Genomic DNA, 15,984 nt, shown 5'->3' on the forward strand with positions numbered 1-15,984 from the left:
CGCGAAGCGGTGCGCTGCTGATCCGGGGTCCATATGCCGCGAGCCATGGGTCCCGGCTCTGCAGCGCATCACTGCGTGCTGCGCCGCGTCCGGGACACGAACTGGGCTACCACTTCAACTCAAGCCCCACGGTGCCCTGATGCGACTGCATCGCGGCGCGGAGTTTGGCGTCGTAGTTGACGTAGAGCCGTGCGGTATTGGTCAGGCTCAGCGATGCCGAGGCGCCGGCATCGGCACCATACCGGCTCTCGCCGATGCCCTGCAGCGTGAGGCTTTGGGCGCCGAGGGTGACGGTGATGTCGGAGAAATTCTGCACGACATTATCGACGAACTTGCCGTAGCCCGACAGGTCGAAAATCTTGCCGTCGAAGATCCAGTAGTGGCCGATCTCCGCGCCGATCAGCAGCCGCGCACGCTGCACGGTGGCGCCTGTTGCCGCCACGGGATCGAGGCCGCCGATCTCCTGCAGTGATCCGGTCCGCGCGCGCACATATTCGAATGCGGCCTTGGGCACGACGCGGCCCTGGTCCTTGGACCAGTAATAGCTGATCTCGCTCAACACGCCGTCGAGCCGCGCATTGTATCCGGCGGTCGCAATCCCGAGCCCCGTGTCCCGGCGCGAATTGATGTTACCGAAACCATGCACGACCGCGCTGGCCCAGGTCCACGGCCCGCTGTCGACCGAGGCCGTGAAGCCCAACTGAGTGAGGTCGATGGTGGCCGATTGCAGCGCCAGCGGAATGTCGATTGCCGAGCGGCTCTGGTCGACCGAAAAGCCGACATTGATGCCCGGCGCCACCCGCGCGCCGATCCCGGCCACGCCGCCCCAGGTCCTTCTGCTGTCGCCGACGAAATCGCCGACCGCGCCGTTCTTGGTCCAGTTGCCGTAGCCTTCGAACCAGGTCCGGTAGCGCGGCGCTTCCGTGCTCTCGGAGGCGCCGCCGCCGCCCGGATTGGTCCGCTGCAGGCGGTTGAAGCCATTGTTCGACTGGCTGCCCAGCCTTTCCAGGAAATTGCTGCCGAGATTGGTCAGTGTCGCGCCCGATGAGACCGTCGAATTGATCACGGTCGGAGTCGGGCTAGGCGTCGGCGAAGGCGTGGGTGTCGGGGTGGGCGTGGGCGTCGGCGATTGCGCGTGGGCGGCGGACATGGCGGAGATGACAGCGAACGCAATCGCGGCCAGACATGCAAGCGCCTGCCCGGTTCCGATTGTCCATGCTCGCGAAGGCCGCCGTGAGCCGCGCATGTAGTCCATTCCAGAGGGCGAAAGCGCCAGCCCGAAAAATGCGCAAATGCCGATAAACCGTAACGATTTGCCCCTAGTTCGTGCAACCGGTCAATCGGCGCGCTGCTGAATACGCGCTGTTGTGGTTCGGCTGCCACAGCCCCGCGACACGAGAACGATTTCCGGAAGCCCGCCAGAACCTTGCGAACGTCCAAATTTCGTGTTGCAATCCCAAGCGCAATCGGATTCAGGCCGTTCGACTGTGCGTTTCGCGAGCAGGAAATCTAGCAGCTACCGGGAAGCCCGTTTGTGGCGTGGCACGTGGAAAACGTGGCCGCGTCTTTTTTGTATCTAGACCAAACTTGGAGACAGGCGATGGCGATGCACAAGGGCACCGTCAAGTGGTTCAACCCCACCAAGGGTTATGGGTTCATCAAGCCGGCAGTCGGCGAGAAGGACGTGTTCGTCCACATCTCGGCCGTCGAGCGTGCAGGACTCAGTACTCTCAACGAGAACCAGCACATCGAGTACGACCTTGTCGAAAACCGCGGCAAGACATCAGCGGAAAACCTCAAGGTCACCTAGACTTCGTCCACGCTGATTACCCCCGGCATCGCCGGGGGATTTGTTTGCGCCTTGCCCTGGAATTCACGCCGCCGCCTCGCAGCCAGCGATCTCGCGGAGTTCCGGATAGAATCGCGCGGTCATTCGGCCGACATACCGCCGTAAGTTGGCATGGCTTGCGGCCGCCCGCTGCAAATCCGACTCGAACAGCGGACAAATCGCGCTGACCGCGAAGGCAAACATCGTGGCATCGATGCCGGCGGGCTCCCTGCCCATGAAGAACGGTTTGTCGCCTAGATAGGCCGCCATCGCGTCGATCGAGCGGATTCCGATCGCGGTGATCTCGTCCTCGGAGTGACGGCCGATTCCCTGGCCGTGCAGCGTCTTGCGCAGGCGGCGGCGGATCATCGAAACGACGACCGGCCTGACCGGCGCCGGCACCGCCTTGAAGAAATTGACGGGACCTTTGCGGAAATTGTCCTCAATCATCCAGCGGAAGTAGACGCTCGCCCAGTAGAGATTGTCTTCCGCCATCTTCTCGAAGGCCCAGGAGATGGCGAGTTGCTCGGCGCTAAGGCCCTGATCGAAATCGATGCCGTATTTCTTTTCGAGATGCCAGCGGATCAGCGTGGAGTCGCCGAGCAACTGGCCGTCGTCCTCGATGTAGGGAATCTTGCCCTTGGGCGCTTTCGAAAAGCTCATCAGCGCCTTTTTGAACGGCAGTTTCGACATTCGCAGCAAGGTCTCAGCCTTGGTCACGAACGGGCTTGCGTCGGGAAGGCCGAAATTGGGCCCGGAGCCATAGAGGGTGATCATGGAACCTCGATGTATCTTGCGGAGCGCGGTCGCCGCGCTCGTTCGCGCACACCGGCGGATAATATCAGATCGTCCGCGGCGAAATCAGGGTGCTATCGCGGTCGGCTCCGTCGGCGACCTTGCAGATGTCGCCCTCGAGGCGAAGCTTTCCGCTCGCAAGCAAGCGCAGCGCTTCGGGGTAGATGCGATGCTCGATGCCGAGAATACGCTGCGCCAACGTCTCTGCCGTATCGTCGTCGGTCACTGTCACCGCGCCCTGCATCACGATCGGGCCGGCGTCGGTTTCGGGAATCACGAAGTGCACGGTTGCGCCCGAGATCTTGACCCCGGCCTGCAACGCCTGCCCGTGCGGATCGAGACCCGGAAAGGATGGCAGCAGCGAGGGATGGATGTTGAGCATTTTTCCGTACCAGCGCTGCACGAACTCGGCGGTGAACAGCCGCATGAATCCGCCCAGGCAGATCAACTCGACATTTTCTTCCTCCAGCGTCCGCTGCAGGACCGCCTCGAAGCTCGCGCGATCCTTGCCGAACGGCTTGCTCTCGATGACCCTCGTCGGAATGCCGCTCGCGGCTGCCTTCTCCAGCCCGGGCGCATCGGCCCGGTTGGAAATGACGGCGACGATCTCGGCCGGAAAATCCGCAGCCTTCGCCGCATCGATCAGCGCGGCCATGTTCGACCCGCGCCCCGAGATCAGGATGGCGACCCGGCGCTTCATTGCGCGAGATCGAGATGGCCGTTGTAGACCACGCGATGTTCGCCCGCAGCCGGGATCACTTCGCCGAGCAAGGCGACGGTCTCGCCGCTTTCAGTCAGGATCTCCGTCACTTTCTCGACAGCATCAGGCTTGACGATGGCGACCATGCCGATGCCGCAGTTGAAGGTGCGCAGCAATTCGAGTTCGGCGATGCCGCCCTGCTCCGCCAGCCACTTGAATACCGGCAGCACCGGCAGCCGCGCCAGATCGATCCCGACGCCGAGGTGCTTTGGCAGCACGCGTGGGATGTTGTCGGTGAAGCCGCCGCCGGTGATGTGGGCAAGCCCCTTGATCGCGCCCGTTTCGCGGATCGCGCGGAGGCAGGATTTCACATAGAGCCGCGTCGGCGCCAGCAGCGCGCCGCCCAGCGTCATGACCGGCGAGAACGGCGCCGGCGCATCGAAAGCCACGCGGGATTGTGCGACGATCTTGCGGACCAGCGAAAAGCCGTTGGAGTGAACGCCGGACGAAGCCAGTCCGATCGCGGCGTCGCCCACGGCAATGTCCGCGCTCGGCAGGAGCGTGCCGCGCTCGGCAGCCCCGACCGCAAAGCCCGCGAGGTCGTAATCGCCATCCTTGTAGAGCCCCGGCATCTCGGCGGTCTCGCCGCCGATCAGGGCGCAGCCGGACTCCCGGCAGCCCTCGGCGACGCCGGCCACGATGGCCGCCGCGGCCTCGGGGTCCAACTTGCCGCAGGCAAAATAGTCGAGGAAGAACAACGGTTCCGCGCCCTGCACGACGAGGTCATTGACCGACATCGCCACCAGGTCGATGCCGATACCGCCATGGAGGCCGGTCTCGATTGCGATCTTGACCTTGGTGCCGACGCCGTCGGTCGCCGCCACCAGCACCGGATCCTTGAAACCCGCCGCTTTGAGGTCGAATAGGCCGCCAAAACCGCCGATTTCGGCATCGGCGCCGGCCCGGGCGGTGGCGCGCACCATCGGCTTGATGAGATCGACCAGGCGGTTGCCCGCATCGATATCGACCCCCGAATCCGCGTAGGTCAGCCCGTTTTTGCGGTCGTTCATGCCCAAATTCCAGTATGATGACGGCTGGTTACGAGGAATTCCACGATCCTGCAATGGCTCGCAAGCGCTCGGCGCATATACTATGTAGATAACAGCCGGCTAAACCCGCCAGGGGCCGGATCTAGGCCGGGAGCCGGGAAGCGACCGAGTTGAGCATTCCAAATATCATTACGCTGGGGCGCATCATCCTGGTGCCAGTCATCGTCTGGGCGATCGTTTCCAGCCAGATGGAAATCGCCTTCGCGATTTTCGTCATTGCAGGGGTCAGCGACGCCGTCGATGGCTTTCTCGCCAAGCGCTTCAACATGTCGAGTGAACTGGGCGCCCTGCTCGACCCGCTTGCCGACAAGGCGCTTTTGGTTTCGATCTTCGTGGCGCTCGGCATCTGGGGTGCGGTGCCGCGCTGGCTCGTCATCCTCGTGGTGTCGCGCGACATCATGATCGTCACGGCCGTGATCGTGTCATGGCTGTTCGACAAGCCGATCCCGATGAAGCCGCTGATGGTGTCGAAGCTCAACACAGTGGCGCAGGTGGCGTTCGCGGCGCTGGTGCTGGCGTCGCTCGGTTTCAACTTCAAGCCGGCGCCCTATGACGTGATCCTGATGGGTTTTGTTACGGTCTTTACTTTGGTTTCCGTCTCGCTCTATCTCGTCGAGTGGGTGCGGCACATGAGCACGATCGAAGCGCGCTAAGTTTTTCGTTCATTTGACGCGTTGCTTCGCGAATCGGTGCCGATTTCGCTCGAAAAGCTATGATGGCCTGAAGATCCCGGCCTGGAGATTTGCGTGGCAGTTCGCGTTCAACCTCGTCAGCTTGCCTTTGCGCTGCCGCATGCGGAGAGCTTGACGCGCGACAATTTCCTCGAGGGTCCGGCCAATGAAGCCGCACTCTCGCTGATCGAAAGCTGGCCCGACTGGCCGAACCGCATCATGCTGCTGGCGGGGCCGGAGGGCTCCGGCAAGAGCCATCTCGCCGCCATCTGGGCCGAACAGGCGGGCGCGCGCTCGATCTCGGCGCACGCGCTTAACGCTGCGGCCGTCCCCGGCGCACTCGCCACCGGGGCGCTGGTGGTCGAGGATCTGAGGCTGGCGGACTTCGACGAACGCGCCTTGTTTCACCTCCTGAACCTGGCGCGCGAGGACGGGGCCTTCGTCCTGATCACCGGACGCGTTCCACCGGCGGCGTTCGAGATCGAACTGCGTGATCTCCGGTCGCGGCTGCGCGCCGCACCCGTCGTCTCGCTATTGCCGCCGGATGATCTCTTGTTTCGTGGCCTGATCGTCAAATTCTGCGCGGACCGCCAATTGAGCATCGACGAGACGGTCGTGAGCTACCTCGCCACCCGGATCGAGCGCTCCTATGCCGCTGCTCGCCAGGCGGTTGACCTCCTCGATACCGAGGCGCTGCGGCTCGGCCGGCCGGTCACCCGGGCGCTGGCCGCGGAACTCTTGCGCAACGCCTGATCGGGGCAGCTCCTGCTGCGTCCTGCCGCCTTGACGCCGGCTCTGCACGGAACATCAATGTCATTGAAACGTCATCGGCGTATCACATGCTGGGGGCCGCATTCCCTTAAAGTCGGCCCTGCCTCGTTCGCGATGGATCAAAGCCTTATGGAATTGGTACAAGCTGTTGAACAAAAAGAAAAAGAACCGATTGCCGAGGCTCCGCCCACGATCGCCGCGAGCCCGGAGCGATTCATCAACCGGGAACTATCCTGGCTGCATTTCAACCGCCGGGTGCTCGAGGAATCGGTGAATCTGGGCCATCCGTTGCTGGAACGGGTGCGATTCCTGTCGATTTCAGCCAATAACCTTGATGAGTTCTTCATGGTTCGCGTCGCCGGCATCAAGGCGCAGGTCCGTGAAGGCATCGCCGAACGCAGCCCCGATGGCCTGACGCCGTCCGAGCAGCTCACTCTCATCAACAGGACGGTTTCGGAACTCGCTTCCGACCAGCAGGCGATCTGGCGCGATCTGCGCATCACCCTGTCGGATGCCGGCATCAGGCTCGTCGATGGTCACGACTTCACCAAGGCGGAGCGCGGCTGGCTCGAGGATCACTTTCTCCGCAACATTTTCCCGCTGCTGACGCCGCTGGCGATCGATCCCGCGCACCCGTTCCCGTTCATCCCGAGCCTAGGCTTCACCATCGCGCTGCAATTGCTGCGAACTTCCGACGGCAAGGCGATGAACGCGCTGATCCGCATGCCCGGCAAGATCGACCGCTTCATCCGGATGCCGGCGACCAAGGACGGCACGGTGCACCTGATCCCGCTGGAGCAAGCCACCGGGATGTTCATCGGCCGGCTGTTCCCCGGCTACACCGTCAAGGGCCAGGGCGCCTTCCGCATTATCAGGGACTCCGAACTCGAAATCGAGGAAGAGGCCGAAGATCTGGTTCGCCTGTTCGAGACCGCGCTGAAGCGGCGGCGGCGGGGTTCGGTGATCCGCCTCGAGATGGAAGCCAAGATGCCGGAAGCGCTGTGCGGCTTCGTGCGCCAGGCGCTTTCGGCGGCCGACGACGAAGTATTTCTGGTCGACGGCGTGCTGGCCATGAACGAGCTCTCGCAGCTCACTCGGCTCGACCGGCCCGACCTCGAATTCACGCCCTATGTGCCGCGCCATCCCGAGCGGGTGCGCGACCATGGCGGCGACATCTTCGCCGCGATCCGGCAGAAGGACCTGATCGTCCACCATCCTTACGAATCCTTCGACGTCGTCGTGCAATTCCTGCAGCAAGCCCTCCGCGACCCCGACGTCGTCGCCATCAAGCAGACGCTCTACCGCACCTCGAGCAATTCGCCGATCGTGCGTGCGCTCGCCGAGGCTGCGGAAGCCGGCAAATCGGTGACCGCGCTGATCGAGCTGAAGGCGCGGTTCGACGAGGAAGCCAACATCCGCTGGGCGCGCGATCTCGAACGTGCCGGCGTGCAGGTGGTGTACGGCTTTCTCGAACTGAAGACACATGCCAAGCTGTCGATGGTGGTGCGGCGCGAGGGCGGTAGCCTGACGACCTACGTCCATACCGGCACCGGCAATTATCATCCGGTCACCGCGCGCATCTATACCGACCTTTCCTACTTCACCTCGGATCCGATCATCGGCCGCGATGCGGCGCGGGTGTTCAACTACATCACCGGCTATGCCGAGCCGAGCGACATCGAGCGGATGGCGGTGTCGCCGTTGACGCTACGCAAGCGCATTATCGAACACATCAAGGGCGAGACCAATCACGTAAGGCACGGCAAGCCGGGCGCGATCTGGATGAAGATGAATTCACTGGTCGACCCCGACATCATCGACGCGCTCTACGAGGCCTCACAGGCCGGCGTGTCGATCGAACTGGTGGTGCGCGGCATCTGTTGCCTGCGGCCCGGCCTGCCCGGGCTATCAGACAACATCCGCGTCAAATCGGTGATCGGCCGCTTCCTGGAGCACGGCCGAATCTACTGCTTTGGTATGGGGCAAGGTCTGCCCGGGCCGAAGGCGGCTGTGTATATCTCGTCCGCCGACATGATGCCGCGAAACCTCGACCGCCGCGTCGAAGTCCTCTGTCCATTGCAAAATCCCACGGTACATCAGCAGGTTCTCGAACAGATCATGGTCGCGAATCTGAAGGATACAGAGCAAAGCTGGCAATTGTTGCCGGATGGATCATCAACGCGTATGAAGGCCGCGAAAGGCGAAGAGCCTTTCAACCTGCACAACTATTTCATGACGAATCCGAGTCTCTCAGGCCGTGGAAAGTCTCTCAAGGAATCTTCGCCGCGCCGCCTCACGCGCCGTACCGAGCGTCAGCAATCATCATAAGGGGTCTTGGCTGTGAAGCGGCCGCGTAAGCGCGCTTCCAGCGTCGCAGTCATCGATATCGGTTCGAACTCGGTTCGTCTCGTCGTCTATGAGACGATGGCGCGCAGTCTCGTCACCATCTTCAACGAGAAGGCGTTGTGCGGACTCGGCCGCGAGGTGCAGAGCACCGGCCTGTTGGCGGAGGACGCCGTTACCAAGGCGCTGACCGCGCTGCGGCGTTTCCGGGCGCTGTGCCGCATCCAGCAGGTGAGCCGCGTCTTCGCCATCGCCACCGCTGCCTGCCGCGACGCCAAGAACGGTCCCGACTTCATCACCAAGGCCGAGCGCATCTGCGGCACGCCGATTCAGATCCTGTCCGGTCCGCGCGAGGCAAAGCTTTCCGCGCTCGGCGTCGTCTCCGGCATCCACAATCCCGACGGCATCGTCGGCGATCTCGGCGGCGGTTCGCTCGAATTGATCGACGTACAGAAAAACCGGGTCCGCAACGGCGTCACGCTGCCGTTGGGAAGCCTGGCGCTGCAGGATCTCTCGGACAAATCCCTGAAACGCGCCGAGCGCATCGTTCGCGATGATCTGTCCAACGTCGCGCAACTCAAGGCTGGCCATGGCCGCACTTTCTATGCGGTCGGCGGCACCTGGCGCGCGCTGGCGCGTATTCACATCGTCCAGAGCGGATATCCGCTGCGCGTGATGCACGGCTATTCAGTACCTGCCGCCGACGCGCTCGATTTCGCCCGCCGCCTGCGCCGGCTGGTGGCCGCCAACATGCTCGCCGATATCGAAATCGTCGCGGATGCACGGCGTCCGCTCCTAACCTATGCGGCACTGGTGCTCGAATACATCATCCGCGTCGGCCAGCCGAAGACGATCGTGTTTTCCACCTTCGGCGTCCGCGAAGGCCTGCTCTACGAGATGCTGCCGCCGCCGGAGCGCGCCAAGGACGGATTCATCTGCGCAGCCCAAACCCTGAACGGATTGCTGTCGCGCTCCGCACGCCACGCCGAGGAACTGGTCGCATGGACCGATCGGTTGGTGAGGGTTGTGAAGCTGCGCGAAACCGAGGAGGACCGCCGCCTGCGCCATGCCGCCTGTCTGCTTTCCGACATCGGCTGGCGGGTGCATCCCGACCACCGCGGCGAGGAAACGCTGAGCCTGATCACCAACGGCAATTACGGCTCGATCAGCCATCAGGGCCGCGCCTTCGTCGCGCTGTCGGTGTTCTATCGCTACGCGGGCTTAAGCGAAGAGAACGAGCCGCCGGAGCGCGTCCGCGACCTGGTGCCGTCGGCAATGGACGAGCGGGCCCGCGTTCTCGGCGCGGCCTTCCGCGTCGCGCATCTGATATCGGCGGCGCGCACCGGCGTGTTGCCCGCGACGCACTTCCGCACCCAGGGCCGCAAGTTGATGCTGGTGTTTGAGCATCGCATGGTCGATCTCGTCGCCGACCGCGTCGGTAGCCGCTTCAAGCAACTGGCGCGGCTCGTCGGGCGCGCCGGCTCGATCGTGCGGAAGTAAAACGGAAAAGCAGCGTTCACAACGCGCTTTCCGTTTGTCGCCCTTTCCGCCACAGCTTGCTTTCGGAGCCGCGGACGTCACTCGGCACGCACAAGACCCAGCTACTTCTTTTTTGGTGTGAGCCAGTCTTCGTCTTCCAGGCCCGGTGCCCGCTTCTGCTGTTCCAGGATTTTCTTATACTCCTCGGGGATGACCTGACTGCGGGATGCCTCGTTCAGCGTGTGCGGGAACCAGGTCGCAAAGCCGGGGAAGGCGATCATCAGCCCAACACAGATCACCTGCAGGATCATGAACTGGAACATGCCGGCGTAGATCGTCGCGAGACTCCAGCCCTTGACCACCTGCCTGAGATAGTACGCTGACATGGCGACCGGCGGCGACAGGAAGGCCGTCTGCAGCACCACCGCAACCAATGCTGCGAACCATATGAGGTCGATGCCCATGCCCTTCACAATGGGGTAGAAGATCGGCAGGAACACCAGAATGATGGCTGGCCACTCAAACGGCCAACCCAACAGGAAAATGAGCAACAGCACGACAATCAACATCAGGCTGGGCGGCAACTGGAGGCCGAGCATCGTCTCGGTGATCCAGTGCGCCGAGCCGAGGCGGGCGAACACCGCACCGAAAATGTTCGACGTGACCGCCAGTAGCAGGACCATGCTCGACGTCGCCATCGTCGAGATCAGCGCACGCTGCAGTCCACTGAGCGAGAACCTGCGATATGCGATGGACAGGATCAGTGCGCCGACGCTGCCGATGCCGGCGGCCTCCGTCGGCGTCGCAAGACCGCCGATGATCGAGCCGAGCGTTGCCGTGATAAGCCCGAGCAGGGGCAGCGTGCCGATGATCACCTCGCGCGCAATATACCAAGCCGAGTAGATCCGCTCGTCCATTGGCACCGGCGGCCCGAGTTTGGGATTCACGAAGGCGCGGCCCATCAGATAGGCGATGTACATGCCGGCCAGCAGGAAGCCGGGCCCGAAGGCTGCGGCATAGAGATCGGCGACTGAAACTCCGAGCACCGGCCCCATCACGATCAGCATGACCGACGGGGGAATGAGAATGCCTAGCGTGCCGCCCGCAGTGATGGTGCCCGCTGAAAGCTTGGCGTCATAACCCGCCTTCGTCATGATCGGCGAGGCCATGATGCCAAGAACGGTAACGGCTGCTCCGACGATGCCCGTCGCCATCGCGAACACGGTCGAAGTCAGGATGACGACGAGGAAGAGTGCGCCGCGCACCGGCGCAAGCAGCATGCGGAATGCCGTAAACAGGCGCTCCATGAGCCCCGCCTGCTCGGTGATGAAGCCCATGAAGATGAACAGCGGCACGGCGGCCAGCAGTTCCTCCTTCATCAGGCCGATGGTCTGGAAGTAGGCAAGGTCGAAGACCGTCGCGCCCATGCCCACGTAACCGAAGGCAAAGGCCAGAAACAGCAACGTGAACGAGATCGGCACGCCGATGAAGATCGCTCCAAGCAGGACCAGAAGCATGATGAGGCCGATGAGCGCTTCTGCGGTCATACCTTGACCTTCTCCTTGTGCTCGAGCTCGACGCCGGTGCGCACCATGTAGATGCTCTTGATCAACTCGGACACGCCCTGGATCAGCAGCAAGAGGCAGGCGAACGGCACGACGAACTTGAACGGCCACAGCACCGGCCGCCACGGTGTCTGGTCCGAAGTCTCGTTGATCTGAAAGGAGTAGTGAAACTCGTTCCAGCTGATCAGCAACAGCATGATCAGGCTCGGGAAGAAGAAGACGATATAGGAGATCGTGTCGATCCAGCCCTTCCTGCGGATGGAGAACTTCTCCCAGAAAAAGTCGGTGCGGATGTGAGCGCCCTTGTGCAGCGCGTAAGCGGCGCCGAGCATGAACAGCGAGCCGTAGAGCATGTAGGTCGCGTCGTAAGCCCAAATGGTCGGCGCGTTGAACAAATAGCGAGCTGTAACCTCGTAGGCGACGGCCAGAACAAGCGGCACCGCCAGCCACGAGATGATCGTGCCGGTCCGGTCGGTGAAGCCGTCGATGACCCGGATTGCTGCCAGCAGCACCGGCGACTGTCTGTCAGTTGTCTCAGCCATCCCTCCCCCTACCGCCGACGTGTGCGGCGCGCCTTGCGGCGCGACGCAGCCCGGCTGCGCGTGAATGGGGGCGGCTGAAACCGGCCGCCCTCGGCCAAGTCCTATTTCTCGACGGGGAAGTAGTAGTTCGCCATGAAGGAGTATGGCGGGAAATAGGACCGCTTGTACGGCACCACGGCGCTAGCATAGGCCTTCTGCGAGTCGTGCACCTTCTTGAAGAACGGGTTCCTGGCGCTCTCGGCCGCCGCGATCTCGTCCCACTTCTTGATGAAGGCCAGCAGGATCTCCGTCGGCGTGCGCAGGATCTGTACGCCGTGCTTCTGCTGCATCTCGATCAGCGCATCGGCGTTCTGGCGCTGCCACTTGGTCCACCAGACGAGGAACGTCTCGTTGGCCGCCGACTTGATGATCTCCTGATGCTGCGCGCTGAGCTCCTTCCACACATCGCCGTTGATCACGATTTCGCCGACAGTCACGTTCTCATGCAAGCCGGGCGAATAGTGGTACTTCCAGACGTTGTGGAAGCCGAGCTGCATGTCCTCGATGCCGCCGACCCATTCCGCGCAATCGATCACGCCGCGCTGCGCGGAGGGAATGATTTCGCCGCCGGGCATGTTGACCACCGTGAAGCCGAGCGCCTGCCACACTTCGCCGGCCATGCCGGTCTGTCGGCATTTCATGCCCTTCATATCCTCGACCGTCTGGATCGGCTTCTTGAACCAGCCGAACGCCTGCGGCCCTGCGGGCAGGATGGGGAACACGATCACGTTGAGCTTGAGCTCCTTCTGATAGAACTCGTTGTACAGCTCGAGGCCGCCGCCGTGATAGAGCCAGCCCATCACGTCCATGAAGTCCATGCCGAACGTGCCGCCGGGACCGCCGGTGAAAAGGATCGCGGTCTTGTTCTTGCCGGTCCAGTAGCCGGCCCACGCATGCGCTCCGTCGAGCACCTTCTTGTGGGTCGCATCCAGCACCTCGAACGCCGGCACGACTTGGCCGGCGGGCATCGTCTCGATCTTCAGCGCGCCGGCCGATAGTTTGTTCACCCGCTCGGCGAAGTAGGTGAAGTTATCATAGAGCGTGAGCGACGCCGGCCATGTGGCCTGCATCTTCAGCACCTTCGTCTGCGCCATGACTGTAGTGGATCCGACAAACGCCGAAGCGATCAAGGCAACGGCGATCAATCCCAGAAACAAGCGTTTCATGAGTTATCTCCTCCCTTGGACGACGTGACCTTGGCGATCGCTTTTCTTCGTTTCTTGTTGTCGCCAAGCTTGAAACCACGTCTGCCACCATTCTGCCACCATCGCCTCAAGTTGTCATCTTGCTTTCTGGCCGCAGCAGAGCCGGCATGCTGCGCGCGAACTCAAACCTTGTGTGCCGACCGCGTCGGTAGCCGCCTCAAGCAACTGGCGCGGCTCGTCGGCCGCGCCGGCTCGATCGTGCGGAGCTGATCTCATCAAATTGCGCCCCCTTCGAACGAGGTGTCGGCGCACGAAGCAGCCAAAACCTTGAAGACCAGCGGGCCATGGTTTGGCCGGCCAGTTCAGCCTTGCCAACTTCAAGCATTGTGCAAATATGCAACCATCTGGCGAAACCGATTGCCGCCTGCCAGGCTGGCCACATTCGAATTGGAGTTCGTCATGAACAATTCACTTCATCCAAATGCGCCCCATCAGCTGCCTGGTTTCATCACCGCTCCCGGTGACACCGATATCCTGATGGTCGTCGTCGGCATCGTGCTGATCGCGGCCGTTCTGATGGTCGGTAATCTTTACCTTCGTTTGCATAGCTTGCCGGAGCGGATGGCGCACAAGTCGCAAAAGCTGCAATTCGAGATCGTGGCGGTTTTGGGCTTGCTGGCGCTGTTTACGCACATCCACCTTTTCTGGATCGCAGCGCTGCTGCTTGCCATGATTGATTTGCCCGATTTCGGCACCCCTCTGCGCCGGATCGCGGGATCGGTGGAAAAAATCGCCGGCGTTCCGCCGGACGACGAAGCGATCGAGCCGACCCGTGAAGCCACCGCTCACGCGGTCACCGCCGAAGTGCAAGATAAGACGAAAGCCGGCACTGCCAAGAGCGAGGTGCCGAGCCATGCTTGAGCTGCTGCTCTGCTCCATGTTGACGATCCTGCCGGACTATCTTTATCGCCGCTACGGGCAGGGAAAGCGCCTCGGAAAAGAGATCACATTCTACTCGGTGTGGTTCGAACTCAGATGGGGCATCATTACCTGTCTGATGCTGACCGTCGCTCTGATCACGCTCATCTTTTACTTTCATCCCTCCACTACGACGGCGACTCTGTTCTACAGGTCCGTTCCGATCGTTCCGGAAATCAACGGCCGGGTGTCGGAAGTCCGCCTCGAATTCAGCGCGCCCGTCAAGAAGGGCGACGTGATCTTCAAGCTGGACAGTTCCAAGCAGGAAGCCGCACTAGAAAGGGCCCGGCGCAAAATTGCCGAAGTCGATGCCGCAGTCCCGGCCGCGCAGGCCGATATTCTCAAGGCGGAAGGACAGATCCAGGAAGCCAAGGGCGCCTATCAGCAGGCGTCGGATGAACTCGACACCAAGCGCGAACTGCAGAAGCGCAATCCCGGTATCGTCCCCCAGCGCGACATCGAAAAGCTCGAGGTGCTGCTCGCCGGTCGTCAGGGCACGCTTGATTCGGCAACGGCTGCGAAACAATCCGCGATGACGCGGGTAACCGCACTGCTCCCGGCGGAGAAGGCGAGCGCCGAGGCGGCGCTGGCCGAGGCACAAGTGGATCTGGACAGGACCACCATTCGCGCCGGAGTCGATGGGCGCGTGGAACAGTTCACGTTGCGCGCGGGAGATATGGTCAATCCCGTGATGCGGCCTGCCGGCGTTCTCATCCCGGCCAACGCAGGACGGGTGCTTTCCGCCGGCTTCGGACAAATCGAGGCGCAGGTCATGAAGGTCGGGATGGTCGCCGAGGCCACGTGCATATCGAAGCCATGGACAATTATTCCACTGGTAGTCACGGGCGTGCAGGATTACATCGCGGCGGGGCAGTTCCGGGGCGGCGAGCAACTCATCGACCCGCAGCAGGTGCGGGCTCCCGGCACCATTGTCACCTTCCTGGAGCCCATCTACCAGGGCGGCCTTGCGGACGTGACGCCCGGCAGCAGTTGCATCGTCAACGCCTATACCAGCAACCATGATCGGATCGCCTCAAAGGAGGTCGGTGCACTCAAGGGTCTCGCGCTGCATGCGGTCGACGCCATCGGAATTGTTCACGCGATGCTGTTGCGTATCCAGGCGCTGCTGCTTCCAGTCAAAACGCTGGTGCTGAGCGGACACTAGACTTCGTGCTTCTTGACGATGCAATTCCTAAAAGGGAGAGCGACATGCGTCAGAAATCCGGACATCCTCTCGACTGCAATTGCCTGGGCCGCAGAAATTTTCTCAAGGTGGCGGGCGGTGCAACGGCGATCGCAGTGAGCGGAAGCAGCATCTTCCTTGCAGATCGGGCACGCGCAGACGCTCTCACGAAGGAGCTGCGCGACAAGATGACACCCGAGCAAATTGTCCAGGCGATGAAGAACGGGAACAAGCGTTTTCGCATGGGCGAGAGGAAGGAGCGTCATTACCTTCGCGAGCAAAAAGCGAGTGCCAAGGGACAATATCCCGCGGCCGTGTTGCTGACATGCATTGATTCACGCGCGCCGGCGGAGGTCATCATGGACCTTGGAATCGGTGACATTTTTAACTGTCGGGTTGCGGGGAACGTCAAAAATGCTGACATCCTCGGCAGCATGGAGTTCGCGTGCAAATTGGCAGGCGCCAAGGTGGTGCTTGTAATGGGCCACACGGCATGCGGCGCCATCAAGGGCGCAATCGACAATGCCGAGTTGGGCAATCTGACGGGATTGCTGGCCAAGATCAGACCCGCGATAGAGGCGACGGCCTATACGGGCGAGCGCTCGGCGAAGAACTACGGCTTCGTAGATGCTGTCGCGCGAAAGAACGTTGAGATGACCGTTGCCGATATCCGAAAGGACAGCTCCGTACTTGCGGAGCTCGAGGCAAAGGGCGGGATCAAGTTGACTGGCGCGATGTACAACCTTGAGACGGGCGCGGTGGAGTTCTTCGCTTGAGAGCTCCGGCAGGTCTGGAGCTTGCGGTTGAGAACCCAAGATTTCATCCCCGCGCCGCAG

Annotated in this window: 15 protein-coding genes; 8 read left to right on the plus strand and 7 right to left on the minus strand. The window is 62.2% G+C overall.

What is annotated here, in order from left to right; translation table 11 throughout:
• Nucleotides 1-106: 106 nt before the first annotated feature.
• Nucleotides 107-1,066 carry an autotransporter outer membrane beta-barrel domain-containing protein gene (locus IVA95_RS16995; RefSeq protein WP_346658017.1) on the minus strand — a complete coding sequence of 320 codons (960 nt, stop codon included), beginning with the start codon at nt 1,064-1,066 and terminating at the stop codon, nt 107-109.
• Between the two features lie 540 nt (nt 1,067-1,606).
• Between IVA95_RS16995 and IVA95_RS17000 the strand changes: the two genes are divergently transcribed.
• On the plus strand, nt 1,607-1,810 hold the full coding sequence (locus IVA95_RS17000) for a cold-shock protein (RefSeq protein ID WP_171580371.1): 204 nt from the start codon (nt 1,607-1,609) through the stop codon (nt 1,808-1,810).
• Between the two features lie 63 nt (nt 1,811-1,873).
• Here IVA95_RS17000 and IVA95_RS17005 read toward each other — a convergent pair whose 3' ends face one another.
• The 3 genes from IVA95_RS17005 to purM form a co-directional block, all read right to left on the minus strand.
• Entirely contained in the window at nt 1,874-2,605 is a 732-nt protein-coding gene (locus tag IVA95_RS17005; protein WP_247511508.1) for a glutathione S-transferase family protein, read from the minus strand.
• Nucleotides 2,606-2,669: 64 nt separating this feature from the next.
• The gene (purN, locus tag IVA95_RS17010; RefSeq protein WP_247511509.1) at nt 2,670-3,323 is read right to left on the minus strand and encodes a phosphoribosylglycinamide formyltransferase; all 654 of its coding nucleotides are present in this window, start codon (nt 3,321-3,323) and stop codon (nt 2,670-2,672) included.
• Entirely contained in the window at nt 3,320-4,393 is a 1,074-nt protein-coding gene (gene purM / locus IVA95_RS17015; protein WP_247511510.1) for a phosphoribosylformylglycinamidine cyclo-ligase, read from the minus strand. The genes purN and purM overlap by 4 nt, the downstream gene beginning before the upstream one ends.
• Before the next feature lie 149 nt (nt 4,394-4,542).
• Here purM and IVA95_RS17020 point away from each other — a divergent pair, with 149 nt between their 5' ends.
• The 4 genes from IVA95_RS17020 to ppx all read left to right on the plus strand — a co-directional run bounded on the left by IVA95_RS17020 (nt 4,543) and on the right by ppx (nt 9,717).
• The gene (locus IVA95_RS17020; RefSeq protein ID WP_028346428.1) at nt 4,543-5,085 is read left to right on the plus strand and encodes a CDP-alcohol phosphatidyltransferase family protein; all 543 of its coding nucleotides are present in this window, start codon (nt 4,543-4,545) and stop codon (nt 5,083-5,085) included.
• Between the two features lie 93 nt (nt 5,086-5,178).
• On the plus strand, nt 5,179-5,856 hold the full coding sequence (locus IVA95_RS17025) for a DnaA/Hda family protein (protein WP_247511511.1): 678 nt from the start codon (nt 5,179-5,181) through the stop codon (nt 5,854-5,856).
• Nucleotides 5,857-6,003: 147 nt separating this feature from the next.
• Nucleotides 6,004-8,202, plus strand: coding sequence for an RNA degradosome polyphosphate kinase (locus IVA95_RS17030; RefSeq protein ID WP_247511512.1), 2,199 nt, complete (start codon nt 6,004-6,006; stop codon nt 8,200-8,202).
• 12 nt (nt 8,203-8,214) lie between these two features.
• On the plus strand, nt 8,215-9,717 hold the full coding sequence (gene ppx, locus IVA95_RS17035) for an exopolyphosphatase (RefSeq protein ID WP_247511513.1): 1,503 nt from the start codon (nt 8,215-8,217) through the stop codon (nt 9,715-9,717).
• Nucleotides 9,718-9,818: 101 nt separating this feature from the next.
• On the opposite strand, the gene IVA95_RS17040 is transcribed toward ppx, so the two are convergent.
• The 3 genes from IVA95_RS17040 to IVA95_RS17050 all read right to left on the minus strand — a co-directional run bounded on the left by IVA95_RS17040 (nt 9,819) and on the right by IVA95_RS17050 (nt 13,008).
• Nucleotides 9,819-11,243, minus strand: coding sequence for a TRAP transporter large permease subunit (locus tag IVA95_RS17040; protein WP_247511514.1), 1,425 nt, complete (start codon nt 11,241-11,243; stop codon nt 9,819-9,821).
• Nucleotides 11,240-11,803: a TRAP transporter small permease subunit gene (locus IVA95_RS17045; protein WP_247511515.1), complete on the minus strand. Its 564-nt coding sequence runs from the start codon at nt 11,801-11,803 to the stop codon at nt 11,240-11,242. The genes IVA95_RS17040 and IVA95_RS17045 overlap by 4 nt, the downstream gene beginning before the upstream one ends.
• A 101-nt stretch (nt 11,804-11,904) precedes the next feature.
• On the minus strand, nt 11,905-13,008 hold the full coding sequence (locus IVA95_RS17050; RefSeq protein WP_247511516.1) for a TRAP transporter substrate-binding protein: 1,104 nt from the start codon (nt 13,006-13,008) through the stop codon (nt 11,905-11,907).
• A gap of 438 nt (nt 13,009-13,446) precedes the next feature.
• Between IVA95_RS17050 and IVA95_RS17055 the strand changes: the two genes are divergently transcribed.
• Genes IVA95_RS17055 through IVA95_RS17065 form a run of 3 tightly spaced genes read left to right on the plus strand, consistent with a single transcriptional unit; the run spans nt 13,447 to nt 15,924 of the window.
• Nucleotides 13,447-13,908, plus strand: coding sequence for a hypothetical protein (locus tag IVA95_RS17055; RefSeq protein WP_247511730.1), 462 nt, complete (start codon nt 13,447-13,449; stop codon nt 13,906-13,908).
• Nucleotides 13,901-15,130 carry a biotin/lipoyl-binding protein gene (locus IVA95_RS17060; protein ID WP_247511517.1) on the plus strand — a complete coding sequence of 410 codons (1,230 nt, stop codon included), beginning with the start codon at nt 13,901-13,903 and terminating at the stop codon, nt 15,128-15,130. The genes IVA95_RS17055 and IVA95_RS17060 overlap by 8 nt, the downstream gene beginning before the upstream one ends.
• Before the next feature lie 44 nt (nt 15,131-15,174).
• Nucleotides 15,175-15,924 carry a carbonic anhydrase family protein gene (locus IVA95_RS17065; protein WP_247511518.1) on the plus strand — a complete coding sequence of 250 codons (750 nt, stop codon included), beginning with the start codon at nt 15,175-15,177 and terminating at the stop codon, nt 15,922-15,924.
• Nucleotides 15,925-15,984: the final 60 nt, after the last annotated feature.

The sequence above is a fragment of the Bradyrhizobium sp. 157 genome (assembly GCF_023073815.1).
Taxonomy (GTDB): domain Bacteria; phylum Pseudomonadota; class Alphaproteobacteria; order Rhizobiales; family Xanthobacteraceae; genus Bradyrhizobium.